The sequence below is a fragment of the Erythrobacter litoralis genome, from assembly GCF_029760855.1.
GTDB classification, from domain to species: domain Bacteria; phylum Pseudomonadota; class Alphaproteobacteria; order Sphingomonadales; family Sphingomonadaceae; genus Qipengyuania; species Qipengyuania litoralis_A.
Genome location: NZ_SOSI01000006.1, coordinates 19,038 through 34,070, shown reverse-complemented (window position 1 = coordinate 34,070; position 15,033 = coordinate 19,038). Strand labels below are relative to the sequence as shown.

13 protein-coding genes are annotated in these 15,033 nt (G+C 58.1%); 1 reads left to right on the top strand and 12 read right to left on the bottom strand.

Features of this window, described 5'->3' with window-relative positions:
- Positions 1-28: 28 nt before the first annotated feature.
- Positions 29-820: an enoyl-CoA hydratase/isomerase family protein gene (locus E3U23_RS11730; protein ID WP_279351460.1), complete on the top strand. Its 792-nt coding sequence runs from the start codon at positions 29-31 to the stop codon at positions 818-820.
- 67 nt (positions 821-887) lie between these two features.
- On the opposite strand, the gene E3U23_RS11725 is transcribed toward E3U23_RS11730, so the two are convergent.
- From E3U23_RS11725 to E3U23_RS11670, 12 genes are all read right to left on the bottom strand, one after another.
- Entirely contained in the window at positions 888-3,239 is a 2,352-nt protein-coding gene (locus E3U23_RS11725) for a TonB-dependent receptor (protein ID WP_279351459.1), read from the bottom strand.
- Between the two features lie 294 nt (positions 3,240-3,533).
- Positions 3,534-4,754, bottom strand: a complete 1,221-nt coding sequence (locus E3U23_RS11720; protein ID WP_279351458.1) for an acetyl-CoA C-acetyltransferase — start codon at positions 4,752-4,754, stop codon at positions 3,534-3,536.
- A 5-nt stretch (positions 4,755-4,759) separates the two neighbouring features.
- Positions 4,760-5,545 carry an enoyl-CoA hydratase-related protein gene (locus tag E3U23_RS11715; protein WP_279351457.1) on the bottom strand — a complete coding sequence of 262 codons (786 nt, stop codon included), beginning with the start codon at positions 5,543-5,545 and terminating at the stop codon, positions 4,760-4,762.
- Positions 5,542-7,200 carry an acyl-CoA dehydrogenase family protein gene (locus E3U23_RS11710; protein ID WP_279351456.1) on the bottom strand — a complete coding sequence of 553 codons (1,659 nt, stop codon included), beginning with the start codon at positions 7,198-7,200 and terminating at the stop codon, positions 5,542-5,544. The genes E3U23_RS11715 and E3U23_RS11710 overlap by 4 nt, the downstream gene beginning before the upstream one ends.
- The gene (locus E3U23_RS11705) at positions 7,197-8,012 is read right to left on the bottom strand and encodes an FAS1-like dehydratase domain-containing protein (RefSeq protein ID WP_279351455.1); all 816 of its coding nucleotides are present in this window, start codon (positions 8,010-8,012) and stop codon (positions 7,197-7,199) included. Before E3U23_RS11705 ends, E3U23_RS11710 begins: the two co-directional genes overlap by 4 nt.
- The gene (locus E3U23_RS11700; protein WP_279351454.1) at positions 8,009-9,211 is read right to left on the bottom strand and encodes a CoA transferase; all 1,203 of its coding nucleotides are present in this window, start codon (positions 9,209-9,211) and stop codon (positions 8,009-8,011) included. The genes E3U23_RS11705 and E3U23_RS11700 overlap by 4 nt, the downstream gene beginning before the upstream one ends.
- A gap of 3 nt (positions 9,212-9,214) precedes the next feature.
- Positions 9,215-10,675, bottom strand: coding sequence for a 3-hydroxyacyl-CoA dehydrogenase (locus E3U23_RS11695; protein ID WP_279351453.1), 1,461 nt, complete (start codon positions 10,673-10,675; stop codon positions 9,215-9,217).
- 6 nt (positions 10,676-10,681) lie between these two features.
- Positions 10,682-11,230 (bottom strand): cupin domain-containing protein, encoded by a 549-nt coding sequence (locus E3U23_RS11690; protein ID WP_279351452.1) that lies wholly within the window; start codon positions 11,228-11,230, stop codon positions 10,682-10,684.
- 29 nt (positions 11,231-11,259) lie between these two features.
- The gene (locus E3U23_RS11685; RefSeq protein ID WP_279351451.1) at positions 11,260-12,411 is read right to left on the bottom strand and encodes an acyl-CoA dehydrogenase family protein; all 1,152 of its coding nucleotides are present in this window, start codon (positions 12,409-12,411) and stop codon (positions 11,260-11,262) included.
- Positions 12,412-12,569: 158 nt separating this feature from the next.
- A complete protein-coding gene (locus tag E3U23_RS11680) occupies positions 12,570-13,358 on the bottom strand; it encodes a CmcJ/NvfI family oxidoreductase (protein ID WP_279351450.1) in 789 nt (262 codons plus the stop codon).
- Positions 13,359-13,360: 2 nt separating this feature from the next.
- Entirely contained in the window at positions 13,361-14,254 is an 894-nt protein-coding gene (locus E3U23_RS11675; protein WP_279351449.1) for a carotenoid biosynthesis protein, read from the bottom strand.
- A complete protein-coding gene (locus E3U23_RS11670) occupies positions 14,251-14,823 on the bottom strand; it encodes a TetR/AcrR family transcriptional regulator C-terminal domain-containing protein (RefSeq protein WP_279351448.1) in 573 nt (190 codons plus the stop codon). The genes E3U23_RS11675 and E3U23_RS11670 overlap by 4 nt, the downstream gene beginning before the upstream one ends.
- Positions 14,824-15,033: the final 210 nt, after the last annotated feature.

Below are 15,033 nucleotides of genomic sequence, written 5' to 3'. Positions count from 1 at the left end.
TTGTCGGCAAATCCACCGGGAGCGGACGATGTACGATCATTACGAAATGTTGAAGGTCACCAAGCAGGGCAAGGTGGTGACCGTTGCCTTCAATCGGCCCGAACTCAAAAACGCTACCAATCCTCAGATGCACCAGGAACTAGTGCGGATTTTCCCTGAAATCGGACGCGATCCCGAAGCCAATGTAGTCATACTCACAGGTGAGGGCGACTGTTTCTCAGCTGGCGGCGATGTTTCGGCGCTCAAGAACTCGCTCGACGATCACCTTCGCTGGAACGAGAGCATGATCGAGGCTGCGGACATCGTGAATGCAATCGTCGATCTCGACCGCCCCATCATTGCGCGTGTCAACGGGCATGCGATGGGGATGGGTGCTACTGTCGCTCTGTTCTGCGATATCGTGGTAAGTACGAAGCGCGCCAAGATCGGCGATCCTCATGTCCATATCGGCCTGACTGCCGGCGACGGCGGTTCGATCATCTGGCCCGCGCTTGTCGGGTACGCTCGTGCAAAGAAATACCTGCTGACCGGTGAGCCGATAACAGGTGAAGTCGCTGCAGAAATCGGCCTCGTGACAGAAGCCGTAGAACCCGAAGAGCTCGACGAGCGGGTGAATGGCTATGCCGAAAAGCTGGCAAACCTGCCCGCAGTCGCGGTCCGCACGACCAAGAAGGCTGTGAACCTCGATCTCAAGGCGCGCGTCGATGCGATGATGGATGCACATCTCGGCTTCGAGACGATGTCGCATCTTTCTGCCGACCATCGCGAGGCCGTGATGGCGTTTCTGGAAAAAAGGAAACCCGAATTCACTGGTCAGTGAATCCGGGCCCGTAATTGCAAAAATTTAAAATGGCGGGCGGGGCGTTTCGTAGGCCCCGCCCATTAGCTTAGAACTCGATCGAAAGATCAATCCCATAGGTTCGTGCCTGTTGGTATTGCACCGCGGAAGCAAAACCGAGACCGGTCGCTTGGACGATACTGTCATCGTCGAGCAGGTTCTTTCCCCACAGCGCGACTTCTCCACGAAATGCGCCGATCGGCAGATCTTTAAGGGCGACACGTCCGTTCAAAAGGAATTGCTCTTGGCCGGTGACGGCTGCGCGATAGGCCGGATCCTCTTGTGATGTGAGGCCTGAGCCGGGCGTAGTGTCGTTGGAGAGCAAGGTCCTGCTCTTGTAACCAAGATCGGCACGGAACATCAGATCACCGCCAGCAACATCATACACATCGTACTGCGCGGACACATTGCCAACCCACTTCGGTCGGAAGAATTCCTGCACGCCCGGTACACCGGCACCAATTCGCAACGGAGCGAAAATGGTATCCTCCTTGAACTTGAAATCGGTGTAACCGACATTCGCGGACAGGGTCAGGGCAGGAACCGGAACGAAGGTCGTTTCAAGCTCAAAACCCTTGGCAACGGAATCGGCGTAAGGGACGATGGCCTGGCCGAATTGGGCCGCACTGGCAACACCGGTAAGAACGCCAAGCGTTGCAGCCTGGATACTACCATAATCGACATGGAACACGGCCAGGTTTGTGCGCAAGGCGCGATCGAAAAGATCCGCCTTCAGACCCGCTTCCCACGATTTTGCCGTTTCAGGCGCGAAGGTAATGGTTGCGAGCTGGCCACCCGATATGAAACCGGTCGCGTACTTCGCATAAGCGAGGATTTCAGGAGTAGGCTGGTAATTAACGCCTAGAAGATAAGTTACCCGATCGTCCCTGTAATCGATCGGGACTGTCCTGCCTTGCGATGGGTTAGGAATAGAACCTGGGACACTCTCCTGGCCGATCTTGCGATCCTTGGTGAATCGCAAGCCGCCCACGGCGCTGACCGTATCTGTTAGGTAGAATTCTGCCTGAGCATACAAAGCCTTCGAAGTAACTTCGACGAATGAGGATTGGTAGCCCGTATTCTGGGGGATCGTGAATGGCGAAAGAAATGCGTCGGTATTCTGACCGATGATGGGCGATCCTTGTAGCACATTGAAGAGATCGTCAGAGCCGCCAGCTTCCTGATCATTGTTGAAATACAGCAAGCCACCGGTGATATTGAACCATTCGGTCGCAACGTTAACCTGAAACTCGTTACTCCACTGGCTATCCTTGTTGTATGAGTTGTTGACCACGAATGTGAACGGGAAACCGCCTAGCGTGGCCGGCAAGTTCAAACCGCCTAGCCCGTCGAGCTGAAAATAGTTGTTCTCAAGCTCAGCGGTGCGATGGGCCAGAATGTTCTTGAATGTCAGAACATCGTTGGCTGCCCATTCGACTGTGAAGTTGTGACCTTCAGACTTATTCTCCCCGCCCAGTGTCAACCAGTTGTTCACGGCGTCGGGCCGTGTGAGGCTGATTGGAGTCATGGGATTGGTTGCCGAGCTGTAAAACCCGAATGGTGCCAAAGTGGGAGGAGTTCCGCCGAACTGCAGGACCGAGGGATCGGCGAGATAAGCGAGACCGGTCGCCCCCGGCACATAATCCGCCTCTGCATAATCGTACTTGTACGACACCGTCAGGTCCGGATGAAAGTCGACATCGGCCGCAACAAAGACGCCCTCATTGTTCTCATTACCCAGCGTTTCCGGTGAGGTCAGAACGCCCTTGCGGCCCCCGGTCGCTGGCCCGAAGTCGAACTGCGTGCCTGCTCCGAGATTGTCCGTATCCCCCCTGCGTTCGGAATGAAGGTATGATGCGGTAACGGCAATGGGGCCGATGCGCGGGAGATCGACACGCGTCTTCGAACGCAGCTGATCGTAGTTTCCGTACGTGACTTCCTGCCGGAAACCCAACTCGCCTGTCGGTTCGCGCGTCGTGATGCTGATCGCTCCGCCAGTGGCGTTGCGCCCAAATAGCGTGCCCTGTGGGCCGCGCAATACCTCGATGCGTTCAATGTCGGCAAATTCGAGCACCGAACCGGCGGCTGTCTGAATGTATACGCCGTCGACATACAGCGAGACCCCCTTGTCAGCGCCGATTGCGCTGCCGAAGGTGTAGATGCCACGGAGAGTGTATTGCGGAAGCTTACTGCCGCCGGCACCGACGCGCACCGACAGGTTGGGCGCGATGGAGCTGAGATCGGTCACATCCTGAATACGATTAGCCTGAATTGCTTCGCCTGTAAGAGCAGTAACCGCAACCGGGACATCCTGCAGATCCTGCTCCCGGCGCTGCGCTGTGACGACAATCACGTCGACGCCGCCGGCCTGCTCTTCTTCGGCGACGGTCGCCTCGAGCATGTCGGCATCCTGCGCATATGACGGCGTGCAAATAAAGGCCGAACTTGCGGCACTAGCGAAAAGTACGCTGTGTATGTGGTTCATGTTCTTCTCCCGGCGACCGCTTCAATCCCTGGTGTCCGGCTGAGGCGACAGTTCACAAGACTCAAAATGCTCAAATCCAGACCTGCAGAATAGAGGTATCTCTATTAAGTCGCAATCGACTGAAGCGCCGGAAGACTGCTTCTTTCGTCTGCCGATCATATGCTGCGGGCTACATTCGAAGCATCGCGACCGCCTATTCGTATCTGACCGCTAAACTGCCTTTTCGAATATTGCGGACAGGCCCTGTCCTCCACCGATGCACATGGTTTCAAGGCTGTAGCGGGCATTGCGTCGTTCCATTTCGCGCAGCAGCGTTGCCATGATGCGCCCACCGGTGGCCCCGACCGGGTGGCCAAGTGAGATGCCGGAACCGTTCACATTCAGGCGATCATAGTCTTCGGGCGCAAATTCCCACGCTTTTAAACAGGCGATGGCCTGCGCGGCGAAGGCCTCGTTCAGTTCTATCAGGTCCAAATCCTTGAGGGTGAGCCCTGCGCGTTCCAAAGCCTTCGAGGTTGATGGGACGGGGCCTATGCCCATGACCTTGGGCGCCACACCTGCAACTGCCCAGCTTTTTAGCGTGGCGAATGGCTTCAAACCGTGCTTGTCGGCCACTGCGCGTGTGCAGACGATTGCCGCAGAGCCACCATCGTTCTGGCCACTGGCGTTGCCGGCAGTAACGGTGGCGCCCTCAAGACCGCGGCCCATAATCGGCTTTAGCGTCGCGAGTTTATCCAGGGTGATGTCGCGGCGGATATGTTCGTCACTGTCAATGACGAGCTCACCCCGCTTGCGATCTACGACAGTGACGGAGATGATTTCGTCGGCAAATTTGCCGCTGTCGCTCGCTTCGGCTGCCTTGCGGTGTGAATTGAAAGCGAACTCGTCCTGCTCTTCCCGCGGTATCGAATATTCGGCGCGCAGATTTTCTGCTGTCTCGATCATGCCTCCGGGAACCGGGTAATTTTGGCCGCCAGCGCTCACGCGCCCACGTTGCAGGGAATCATCCATTTCCCAAGGCCCGTTCACCCCCCAGCGGAGCTTATGGGTAAAGAAGGCAGCATTGGTCATTGACTCCGCGCCACCCACCACCACAAGATCGGCACCGCCTGTTGCCACGGTCATCACACCATAGATGACAGCCTGAAGACCCGAGCCGCAGCGGCGATCAATCTGGATGCCTGGTGTTTCGACAGGCAGCCCTGCGTCCAGTGCCACAACGCGGCCTAGAGCCGGGGCTTCCATCGTGGGATAACATTGCGCGAAAATCACGTCTTCGACGGCTTCGTACGCGATGCCTGTTCTCTCGAGCAGTCCGGTAAGCGCTGCGACACCCATGTCGACCGCGCTCTTGCTCTTGAATTGACCGCCGAAACTTCCGACCGGTGTGCGGACAGGCTCGCAGATCACGATATCGCTGAGTTCGGGCATGGTAATTAGCGTCCCTTCCATTGGGGTTGGCGTTTCTCCACAAAGGCTCGGGGACCCTCTTTCGCGTCGTCGCTCGCAAAGACCACTGCTGCCTCGTCACGCGAGATGCGCCGCAGTTCGGCATCGCTACGGTCACCGACCTGCCTGCCTACCTTAAAGCTGGCCGCGACCGCTAGCGGGGCATTTCCGGCGATGATGCGCGCAAGGTCCAGCGCGCTTTCCATTAGCGCATCGAGTTCAACCACACGATTGACAAGGCCGTGGCGGGCGCCGGTTTCGGCATCAATCGGATTGCCGGTTGCGAGCATTTCCAACGCGATATTCCGCGGGAGGGCACGCGCGCTGCGATGGACGCCGCCGGCATTGGCCATCAAACCACGTTTGACCTCTGGCAAGCCGAACTTTGCATCGTCGCTAGCAAGTATCATGTCGCAAGACAGAGCCAGTTCAAAGCCGCCGCCATAAGCAAATCCGTTTACCGCCGCGATCCAAGGTTTGGTGCGCGTAGCATCGACCAATCCGCCGAAGCCGTATGGCGCTGCCCGCAATTCCTCCACTCTTCCGGCTGCGACTTCCTTTAAGTCCGCACCTGCACAGAAGAATTCGGGTGAGACAGAGGCAAGAATGACAACGCGAATGGCTGGGTCGGCCTCCAACCGATCGACAAAGCCAGTCATGGTGCGGTTGAATGCGCCGTTCACGGCGTTGCGCGCGTTCGGTCGGTTCAACCGGATTACCGCGATATGATCCTCGACAATTTCGAGGGTCAAGGGAGCTGTATCCTCACTCATGCGGCGGCTCTGTTGGACATGGTTGAGGCCAGCCCGCGACCGATCACATGGGCCTGAATTTCGCCGGCGCCTTCGAAGATGTTAAGGATTCGCGCATCACACAGCACGCGGCTGATCTGGTACTCCATCGCGTATCCATTGCCGCCATGGATCTGCAACGCATTGTCGGCATTGGCCCATGCCACGCGAGCCCCCAGCAGCTTCGCCATGCCTGCCTCGATGTCGCAGCGCTCGCCCTTATCTTTGTGTCGCGCTGAAGAATAGGTGAGCTCACGCGCCATCACGAGTTCGCTGACCATCATCGCCAATTTGTCGGACACGCGTGGGAACGCCAGCAGGTTCTTGCCGAACTGTTTGCGTTCCAAAGCATAGGCAAGGCCAAGATCGAACGCGTTCCAACCCACACCGATCGCGCGGGCAGCCGTCTGGATGCGGGCACCCTCGAAAGTGCGCATGAGTTGTTTGAAACCCTGGCCTTCCGCGCCGCCAAGAATGCCGTCGGGGGCAACCTCAAAATCGTCGAAGCCGAGCGTGTACTCTTTCATCCCACGATAACCGAGCACCTCGATTTCGTCCCCGGCAATCCCTTCATCGGGGAAGGGGGCCTCGTCGGTGCCTCGCGTTTTCTCGGCGAGGAGCATGGAAAGGCCGCCGTAGCCGGGAGTCTTGGGATCGGTTCGGCACAACACGGTCATGAGGTCAGCGCGAGCGGCATGGGTTATCCATGTCTTTGCCCCGTTGATCAGCCAGCTACCGCCATCTGCCTTGCTGGCTCTCGTGCGGACAGATGCCAGGTCCGATCCGGTGTCGGGTTCGGTAAAAACGGCTGTCGGCAGGATCGATCCGTCTGCGAGTTTTGGGAGGAATTTCGCCTTCTGCTCTTCGGTGCCATTCTCACCGATCAGTTCGCCCGCGATCTCGGAACGTGTTCCAAGGGATCCAGCGCAGATCCAGCCGCGCGAGAGCTCTTCCGAAACGAGGCACATGGCCAGCTTTCCAAGACCAAGACCGCCGTATTCTTCGGCAATGCAAACACCGAACACCCCGAGATCGGCCATTTCCTTTACGACCTCAATCGGGATCAGATCATCGGCGAGGTGCCATTCATGGGCCTTTGGCGCGATGCGATCTTTGGTGAAGGCCCGGAACTGCTCGCGGATCATGTCCAACGTTTCATCACCGAAGCCTTCGAAGGGTCTCTCGCCGTCCGCAAGTCTTGCAGCAAGTGCGGCGCGGTTGTCCGGCGTATTCCCACGCTCGATGAATACGCGTGCCGCCTTCGAAGCGGCGAAGGCGCGAGCCTGCTCGGTTAGGCCAAAATCAGCCGGACGCGCCACTTCGGTTTGGTTCATTGGAACGCCGCCGGCCAATTGTGCGCAATACTCCCCGAAGCCGACCTTGAGGATGAGTTCCTCGACGGCGCCGAAGCATTCTGTCTCGTTCGCGCGCTTCGCCCAGCCTGCGGTCGCGAAGAGCGCTTCCGCCGTGGTCGAAATCCACGCGAAGCCGTGAACCATATGCTGCTCGCGCTCGGCAATTGCGGCATCGACCTTGCCCTCGGGTGCGATCGTGTCGGACACCTTGCTGTGCACCGCATCTGCTAGATCGCGTGCGGCATTGGCAGCTTCTGCGGAGAGGCTGATCCAGTCGGTCATTGGTAAGTCACCTTGGCTTGCATGGCAGTCGCGCCGTCGGCACGGACGGCTTCGACTTCGTTCTTCGTAGTCTTCCTCAGGTAGATCGGCTGCCCGAGGAATATCGGCGCAATCGCCCGAAAAGAAAATTCGGCCAACGCACCATCGCGCATGGCGAGGCCTGCCAGCCTTGCTGCGGTGAAGGGACCATGCACGATAAGCGCGGGGTAACCCTCGACCTCTTTCGTATAGGGCAGGTCGTAGTGAATACGGTGGCCATTGAAGGTAGCAGCGGAGAAGCGGAAAAGATTGACTTCGTTCGGCGCCCACACTTCGCCATCTGGTGCAGGGGTCACCGTTTCCGGCATAGAGAGCACGTCGCCCCAGTCACGATAAACATAAGTTTGGCGTTCGCGCACACGGACGGATCCTTCCTGGACGAGGGTTCGGTCAACTTCGACGAACACCAGATCGCCGGAACGACCCGACTTGTGGTTCACCTCTGCCACGCGGCTCGAAAGCTGTCCCTCGAGGCCGGTTTCAACAGGGCCTTCAAATTTAATCGAAGCGGAAGCGAACATGCGCCGCGGTAAGGTGATCGCTGGCAGGAAATCGCCGCGCCTGGGATGGCCATCGGGTCCGATTTCTGCATCAAGGGGGCAGGGCAGAAAGAAAGCCCAATGCGGAAGCGGTGGGGCATGACCCTCGTCGGTTAGGCCGACCGCACGGGAATAACGTCTCAAGGCAAGCTTATCGAGTGGCTGGTATTCGATCACCTCCCGCCCGATCGCGTTCTTCCATTCCGTGATCTGCGGTTCCGAAATCTCGCTCATCCGACAATTCCTGCATCATGTAGCCTGCCAACCTCGCCATCGGAGAGGCCGAGGAAGTCGGCTAGCACTTCCTCAGTGTCGCGCCCAATAACGGGCGCCGCGACAGGTGCGGCTCGCTTTTCTGAAGGGATCCGGGCGGCGGAACCCGGTGCGGGATAATTCGAGCCCCCCGGGTGCGCGATCGGGGTGAAAATGGGATTATCTGCAAACAGGCGCGGTTCGGCCGAGATGGATTCCTGGAGCGTGTGATACTTCGACCACGTAACCCCCGTGTCGGCGAATTTCGCCTCGAGTGCCGACGCATCGAACCTCGCGAAACCTACCTCGAACAGCGGATCGAGGCGGTCGCGATAAGTGTAGCGCGCTCCCTCATCTCGTGCGAAATCGACGCCCAACTCTTCTCCGAGAGCCTGAACTTCAGGAGCGATTCCGATGCTGGTCAGCAACCCGCTCCATTGCCGTGGAGTTATCGCGACGATCATGAACCGCGTTTTGTCCTTCGCCACGAAGTCGCGTCCGAACGCACCGAACAAGTTGTTTCCTGAGCGAGGCCGGTCGTGGCCGCCAAGCATGACTTCGGCAAGGTTTCCGAGATTGGCGAGGCTTGATGCAGCGATATCCGACAACGAGACGCGAATTTCGCGGCCTCGTCCGCTAGATTGCCTGTCACGTTCGGCAGCCAGGAGTGAAAATGCGCTATACGCGCCTGCCAGCAGGTCCCAGGCGGGAAGCACGTGATTGACCGGACGATCGTCATCCGCGGGCCCTGTCATGTATGGAAGCCCGATTGCGGCATTGACCGTGTAGTCGACTGCTGGCGATCCATCTGACCAGCCCATCACGCGCAATGTGAGCTGATCGTTGCGCAGACTTTGCAGCACTTCGTGCGACAGGAAGCCGTCGACAGGAAAATTGGTGACGAAAAGCCCGTCGCCGCCCGTGGCAAGCCGCTGTGCCAGCTCTCTTCCCTCCGGTTGGCGAAAATCGAGCGCGATCGAGAGCTTACCTTTGTTGAGACCTTCCCAGTACAGGCTCTCGTTATTGGGTCCCAATGGCCAGCGGCGCGCGTCGGGTCCGCCGCCGATCTGGTCAAAGCGAATGACCTTCGCACCCATTTGTGCGAGATAAAGGCCGCAGGAAGGCCCGGCTACGAACGCCGATCCTTCCACCACGGTCATGCCATCGAGCAAATTGTACATGAGCTACACCGCGTACGCCGACAGGCCGAGTTGCGCGCGGCGGCGCAGCCAGAGGCTTGGTCGATACCGGTCCGAACCGGTAATGGTCTGCAACTGGCGCATGATGTCATGGGTCTTCTTCGGACCCAGCCATTCGGCAATTTCGACCGGTCCCTTCGGATAATTCTGTGCCAGCTTCATGGCGAGGTCGATGTCCTCGGGGCTACCTACGCCGATCTGTGCCAATTCGCAGCCAAGATTGGCAATCATTCCGAGTATGCGCTGGAGAACGAATCCCGGTGAATCTGCGATGACTTCGACCGTGTAGCCACCGACGCGCAGCCAATCTGCGACCTTCTGGCTTGCAGCTTCTCCGCCGACAGCGGCCATTACAGTCAGGTGGCGGTTATCGAATGCCGTAAGATCGATGGCCACCGTCGTCTTGGGATCCAGGCCCATCCTCGCGCAAGCGGTTGCACAATCTTCGCCTATCGGCGCAATCAGAGTGACGTCGTTGCCTGAATCCCATTCCATCGCTTCTGCAAGGGCGGAGAATTCGGGGCCGTCACCCGCGATTGCGGGCCGGATCCTTGGCGGTTTGTCGGAAGCTTCGGGGGAGGGAGGCCAGCCCATATCTTCGCCATAACTGAAAAATCCCTGACCGGACTTGCGGCCGTATAGCCCTGCATCATTCATCAAGGCATGTCGTGTTGTCGTCCTTAAGCGCGGATCATGCTGGTAACCTTCATAGATGAAAGTTGTGGCAGCGTAGTTCACATCGATACCCGTCAGGTCCATCAGTTCGAACGGGCCCATTCGGAAGCCTGCTCCATCGCGCATTATGCGGTCGATCACCGCAGGGTCAGCGACCTGCTCCTGCGCAATTGCGAGCCCTTCAAGCGCGAGTGCGCGTCCTTGCAAATTCACGAGAAAACCCGGCCCGTCCTTCACTGTGACAGGAGTTTTTCCGATCTGCTTCGACAGTGCGGTCGCACGCGCGACAATTTCATCGCTGGTGGCTGGTGCCCGAATTACCTCGACGAGCTTCATCAAAGGGACGGGGTTAAAAAAATGCAGGCCGCAGACGCGGTCCTTGCGCTGGCATCCTTGCGCTATAGCCGCGACCGAAAGTGACGATGTGTTGGTTGCTAGGACGCAGTTCTCGGAAACGTGACTTTCCAGGTCCGCGAACAGACTTTGCTTCGGTTCAAGCCGCTCGACGATCGCTTCGACTACCGTTTCACAGTCGGAGAAATCGGCCGTCGAGTTCGCAAGTGTCAAGTTTTGTCGCGCCCTGTCGGTTGCCCCAGCATCTAGCTTGCCCTTGTCTTCGAGCTTGGCGATAAAACCGAATATGCTCTCTGCGGCCTTTTCCAATGCCACGCGGTCGAGATCGTAGAGGATTACCTCGATCCCAGCTTGTAACCCGATTTGCGCAATGCCGCTGCCCATTGGGCCGGCGCCGACTACTCCGAGCTTCTGCATCGCGATTTACTCGGCGGGCTCGGCGTTCAGCTCCGAAGGAGCCTTTTCGGTCGGCCACGTATCCTTACCGTTACGGGTGGCTTCGGCCATTTTCTCGAGATGCGCCTCGTCGTTGCCTTTGAACTTGATGTGGAACTTGTTTGCGGTGCGGAATTCCAGCACTTCAAGGCCGTCAGGGCCAACCTCGTAAGTGTAGTCGAAATTCGCCGGGATGAAGACGCCATCTCCCTTGCCGAGGACCTGCGTACCCATTTTCAATGAGCCGGCGATGACGTAATAGAGGCAATCGGCATCGTGGCTGTGTTTCGGCAGTACGAACCCACTCTTGAACCAGGCATAGACGAGGCTCATGCCGCCTTCGCCCGGCTCCCTGAACAGGCAAACGGTGTTGTCGATGTCCTTTTGCGCAAGGCCCACTTCGGCAATCTTGGCGAAGCCTCTCATCAAGGTCTCGTCCACGCCGACGTACGGCATCATCTCCTGCGTCAGTTCCTCGCCTTCGGAGAAACGGAAGATTTCCATCTTCTTGCGCGGTTTTTTCTCGGGCTCGCTCATTTCGGTTCTCCTCTTGACGTTGTCGGCTGTCAGATTTGCATTCCCGCTTCGCGCAGCAACGCTTTGGCGATAATCGTCTGCTGGATCTGGCTGGTGCCTTCGTAAATACGCATTAGGCGGACATCGCGGTAAAAGCGTTCGACCTTGTATTCGGCCATATAGCCGGCTCCGCCGTGAACTTGCACTGCGCGATCGGCGCAGCGGCCCAGCGCTTCGGAGGCAAAGTATTTTGTGCTTGCTACGTCGCGGCTGACTTTCTCGCCTTCGTCGAACCGACGCGCGACATCGCGGGTCATGCACCAAGCAGCATAGGCATCTGTGCGGCTGTCGGCGATGAGGCCCTGAACGAGCTGGAACGCCGCGATCGGCTGTCCGAATTGCTTGCGCTGCACGGAATATTCCACGCTTTCTTTCACCAATCGGTGGCACATCCCCGAAGAAAGGGCGGAGAGGTGGATGCGACCCCGATCGAGCACTTTCATCGCTGTCTTGAAGCCGCGGCCCGGCTCGCCGCCGATGATGCTGCTGGCAGGGACCTCGACATCTTCGAAGATCACGTCGCTGGTAACAGTGCCTTTCTGACCCATCTTCTTGTCGGCCTTGCCGAAGCTGATGCCTTTGGCACCGGCGGGAACGATGAATGCGGTAATTCCCTTGGCACCCGGCTCGCTCTTGTCGGTGCGTGCCATGACGGTAAGCATCCCTGCGCGCGGTGCATTCGTGATGTAGCGCTTCGTGCCGTTGATGCGATAAATGTCGCCGTCCCTTGTGGCGGTGGTCTTGATCGAGGCTGCATCGGAGCCTGCATCGGGTTCGGTCAGAGCGAAACTGGCCATCATGCCGCCAGCAAGCTGGGGCAGCCATTCGGATTTCTGCTCCTCGGTGCCATCCATCACAATCCCCTGGCTCCCGATCCCCACCGTCGTTCCGATGACGGAGCGATAGGCGAATGAGGTGCGTCCGAGTTCGAAGATTACTTGGGCTTCTTCGCTCATCGTAAGGCCGAGGCCACCATATTCTTCGGGCACGGTCAGGCCGAAAAGTCCCATCTCCGTCATTTCGGCGATGATTTCCTGAGGAACCGCGTCTTCTTCCTCGACCCGGTCCTCATTGGGAATGAGGCGTTCGTCGACAAAACGCCGGACAGTGTCGAGCAAGAGCGAGAATGTATCCTGGTCCAATCGTGCCTCCGAAAGGCGCTCTCCCGCGCCTCTGCCATGTGCTATGATAATTGAGGTCACTCTATTGCGCAGGTCCGCGAAAGGGCAAGCCGGTGAAGCTTCGTTGGCGCTAGAGTATATCCTCGTGGACGGAGCGCTCCGTCCACGAGTACGCAAAGCTACTCGAAAATTGCCACGATCCGCGCTTCAACGGAGGAACGCGAAACACCGCCGTCGGGATGGCTGAAGGCGCTGTGTGCGCAGCCCAGCGGGTTTTCCGGATCGAAATCAATACCGGTGAAAACCAGCGACTCATCCGCTGTCATGTCGGGATAATAATAGAATTCGCAGTCTTCGTTGGGGGCGAGGATAACGTAAGGCGTTTCGCTTTCTTCCTCGACCGTCACGCCCACCACGTGGGCATTCTCGGGAACCGTCCGGCGGTCGGTAACAGCCAGGGGCCGATCCTGCGGAGCAGGTGTGAAGGTCTTCCAGACGTTGTAGAGAACGGCCTTCTTGAAGGTCTTGCCATGCTTTTCGACGAACATGCGGCTGATTGCTTCGCCGACTTCGCGGGGATGATCGATATGGACGAACCCGGCAGTGACCATATGCTCGCCTCGGGCATCGGGATCCGCAATGCGCTTGAGTGGGCGGAAGAACTGGATGCATTCCTTCGCGCCGGTCACGCGTTTGACGAGTTCCTCGCACGAGGGCGCATAGACTTTGTCGATCCATTCCTCGTCGAACCACTGGGGGTCTTCGAGCTTGTGTTCGGCAAGTGTAAAGCCTTCGCACCCAATGCTTGGCGCGGGATTTGCCGTCCGGGCATCGGTTACGCGAAAATCGCGCGGGGTCAGCTTGAGACCCTCGTGCACGTCGTCGTGATTGTTGTGGCGTCCGCCATCGTTCGGATCGGCGGCGAAATTGAACGTGGCTTCCACGTCCTGCGAGATGTCAGTGGTCATGCTCAGGCTCCTCGGAGATTATTGAAATATTCGGTTTCTGCATCGAGTGAAAAAAGCCGTGCCAGCGCCAGCAGGACGACAAAGCCCATCACCAGCAGTGCGTTGATTGTCGCCGTTTCGTAGACGTCAGCGACGGCTATAACCGTGTCGCCCGTTTCGACGGTACCCGTCGGTGCGGTCAGGAAAAGCAATGGATATTGGGCTGCCGTAAGTGCCCAGAAGGCGATAGGAAGCAGCCAGAAACCACGGTTAGCAAAGTCGGGTAGGGGCCTGGCCCTTTTGTTGAGCCAACTCCACACTAGAAAGATTGCGAAACTCGTGACCAGCCATCCAAGGAAATTCGATATCGGCACGCCGTTGAGGCCGGAAGGATCGCGGAAATGCCACTGCGAAAGGACAGTCGCGCCTATCGGGTCGTGGGTGAGATCGAACTGGGTGAGAATGAATGCGGCGAGGATGGGCGAGGCCCAAGTAGAAAAGCGCTCGCCAATGATAACCCGGGTCAATAACCAGGCGGGTAGACCGAGCATGAAATAGCCCAGTGCGACTGCGAAGGGCACGGCACCAATCTTCGCGCCGAAGGCGTCCGTGTGTGTGAAGAAGCCGAACGGAACGCCCGTAGCTATGCTGAGGTTTTCCAGTGCGAGAGCGATTGTGAAAGCGGATGCGCCCATGAGCAGGGCAGTTTTCCAGGCAAACCCTGCAACGGCCAGCGTGATCGCGAAGAGCGTTAGAGCTATCCCGGTCACTGGTTCCAAAGCCTGTGCGATGGGGGACATGGATGCGGCTGCTACTGTAAGCGCGCTGATTGCCCAGGTCGCCAGAAGGATCCAGCACGCGATTACCGACCGGCTCGAAAGGACTGATATTGAGGTTTCTTGGGAATTGGAGGTCATCGCGGCTCCTCGCCGGAACTTTCGGCAATCAATCTCTCAAGTCCGGGCCTGTAATCGGCTGCGATCGAGGTTATGTCCGCTTGTTCGAGCGACGAGCGCAGAGCGGAATATCCAGCCTCATCACATTTTTTGCGGGTAGTTTCGCGAAGCTTCTTTGCTCCGCCTGCATTCGTGCGAAGTGTTTCAAGATAGGCAGCTGCGACAGCCGCGCCGATAACCAGTTGGTTGGCTTCCAGAAACAGCGAAAGTGCCGTGCTCGGCGACAGCCCGCGATTGATGAGAATTCTGAGCAAGGAATTAGAGTGATCGCTATCTGCAAGACCACCGAGCATTCCGTCCATGAGTTGCGGAATTAGGCGCGGCGTCTCGCGGTACACCGCAAAGGTTCGATCCGCATGTTCCCTCAGGGCGTCTTGCCATTTCTGGCCGCGGTCTTCGATGCCATTGCGCTTAGCAAGCCTGCGGGAAACAAGCGTTGCCAGGTGATCACGGCCCTCGACATACCCGTAAAGGGTCGCGACCCCGATTCCGAGTTCGCGGGCGACCGAAGTCATGTCGAATTCGTCCAACCCAATTTGGCAGGCAGCGTCGACCACCTTGTCGAGGGTTAGGCGCGGGGGACGTCCAACTCTTCGCTTGGCTTGCGTTAGGATAGCTGCTCTCTCCATGGAACAATAATTACCGAATGACATTCGGTAATGCGAGTGGGAAGAATAGGCGCAGTGTCCGGAATCGCTCTCCGAAAAGCTGCGGTCTGCTATCCGTAAGGCCAACAGGAA

What these genes read in the sequence shown, in the direction of transcription:
- E3U23_RS11730 (WP_279351460.1), top strand. Translation starts at nt 29, where the DNA reads ATGTACGATCATTACGAAATGTTGAAGGTCACCAAGCAGGGCAAGGTG.
- E3U23_RS11725 (WP_279351459.1), bottom strand. Translation starts at nt 3,239, where the DNA reads ATGCTCGAGGCGACCGTCGCCGAAGAAGAGCAGGCCGGCGGCGTCGAC.
- E3U23_RS11720 (WP_279351458.1), bottom strand. Translation starts at nt 4,754, where the DNA reads ATGCCCGAACTCAGCGATATCGTGATCTGCGAGCCTGTCCGCACACCG.
- E3U23_RS11715 (WP_279351457.1), bottom strand. Translation starts at nt 5,545, where the DNA reads ATGAGTGAGGATACAGCTCCCTTGACCCTCGAAATTGTCGAGGATCAT.
- E3U23_RS11710 (WP_279351456.1), bottom strand. Translation starts at nt 7,200, where the DNA reads ATGACCGACTGGATCAGCCTCTCCGCAGAAGCTGCCAATGCCGCACGC.
- E3U23_RS11705 (WP_279351455.1), bottom strand. Translation starts at nt 8,012, where the DNA reads ATGAGCGAGATTTCGGAACCGCAGATCACGGAATGGAAGAACGCGATC.
- E3U23_RS11700 (WP_279351454.1), bottom strand. Translation starts at nt 9,211, where the DNA reads ATGTACAATTTGCTCGATGGCATGACCGTGGTGGAAGGATCGGCGTTC.
- E3U23_RS11695 (WP_279351453.1), bottom strand. Translation starts at nt 10,675, where the DNA reads ATGCAGAAGCTCGGAGTAGTCGGCGCCGGCCCAATGGGCAGCGGCATT.
- E3U23_RS11690 (WP_279351452.1), bottom strand. Translation starts at nt 11,230, where the DNA reads ATGAGCGAGCCCGAGAAAAAACCGCGCAAGAAGATGGAAATCTTCCGT.
- E3U23_RS11680 (WP_279351450.1), bottom strand. Translation starts at nt 13,358, where the DNA reads ATGACCACTGACATCTCGCAGGACGTGGAAGCCACGTTCAATTTCGCC.
- E3U23_RS11675 (WP_279351449.1), bottom strand. Translation starts at nt 14,254, where the DNA reads ATGACCTCCAATTCCCAAGAAACCTCAATATCAGTCCTTTCGAGCCGG.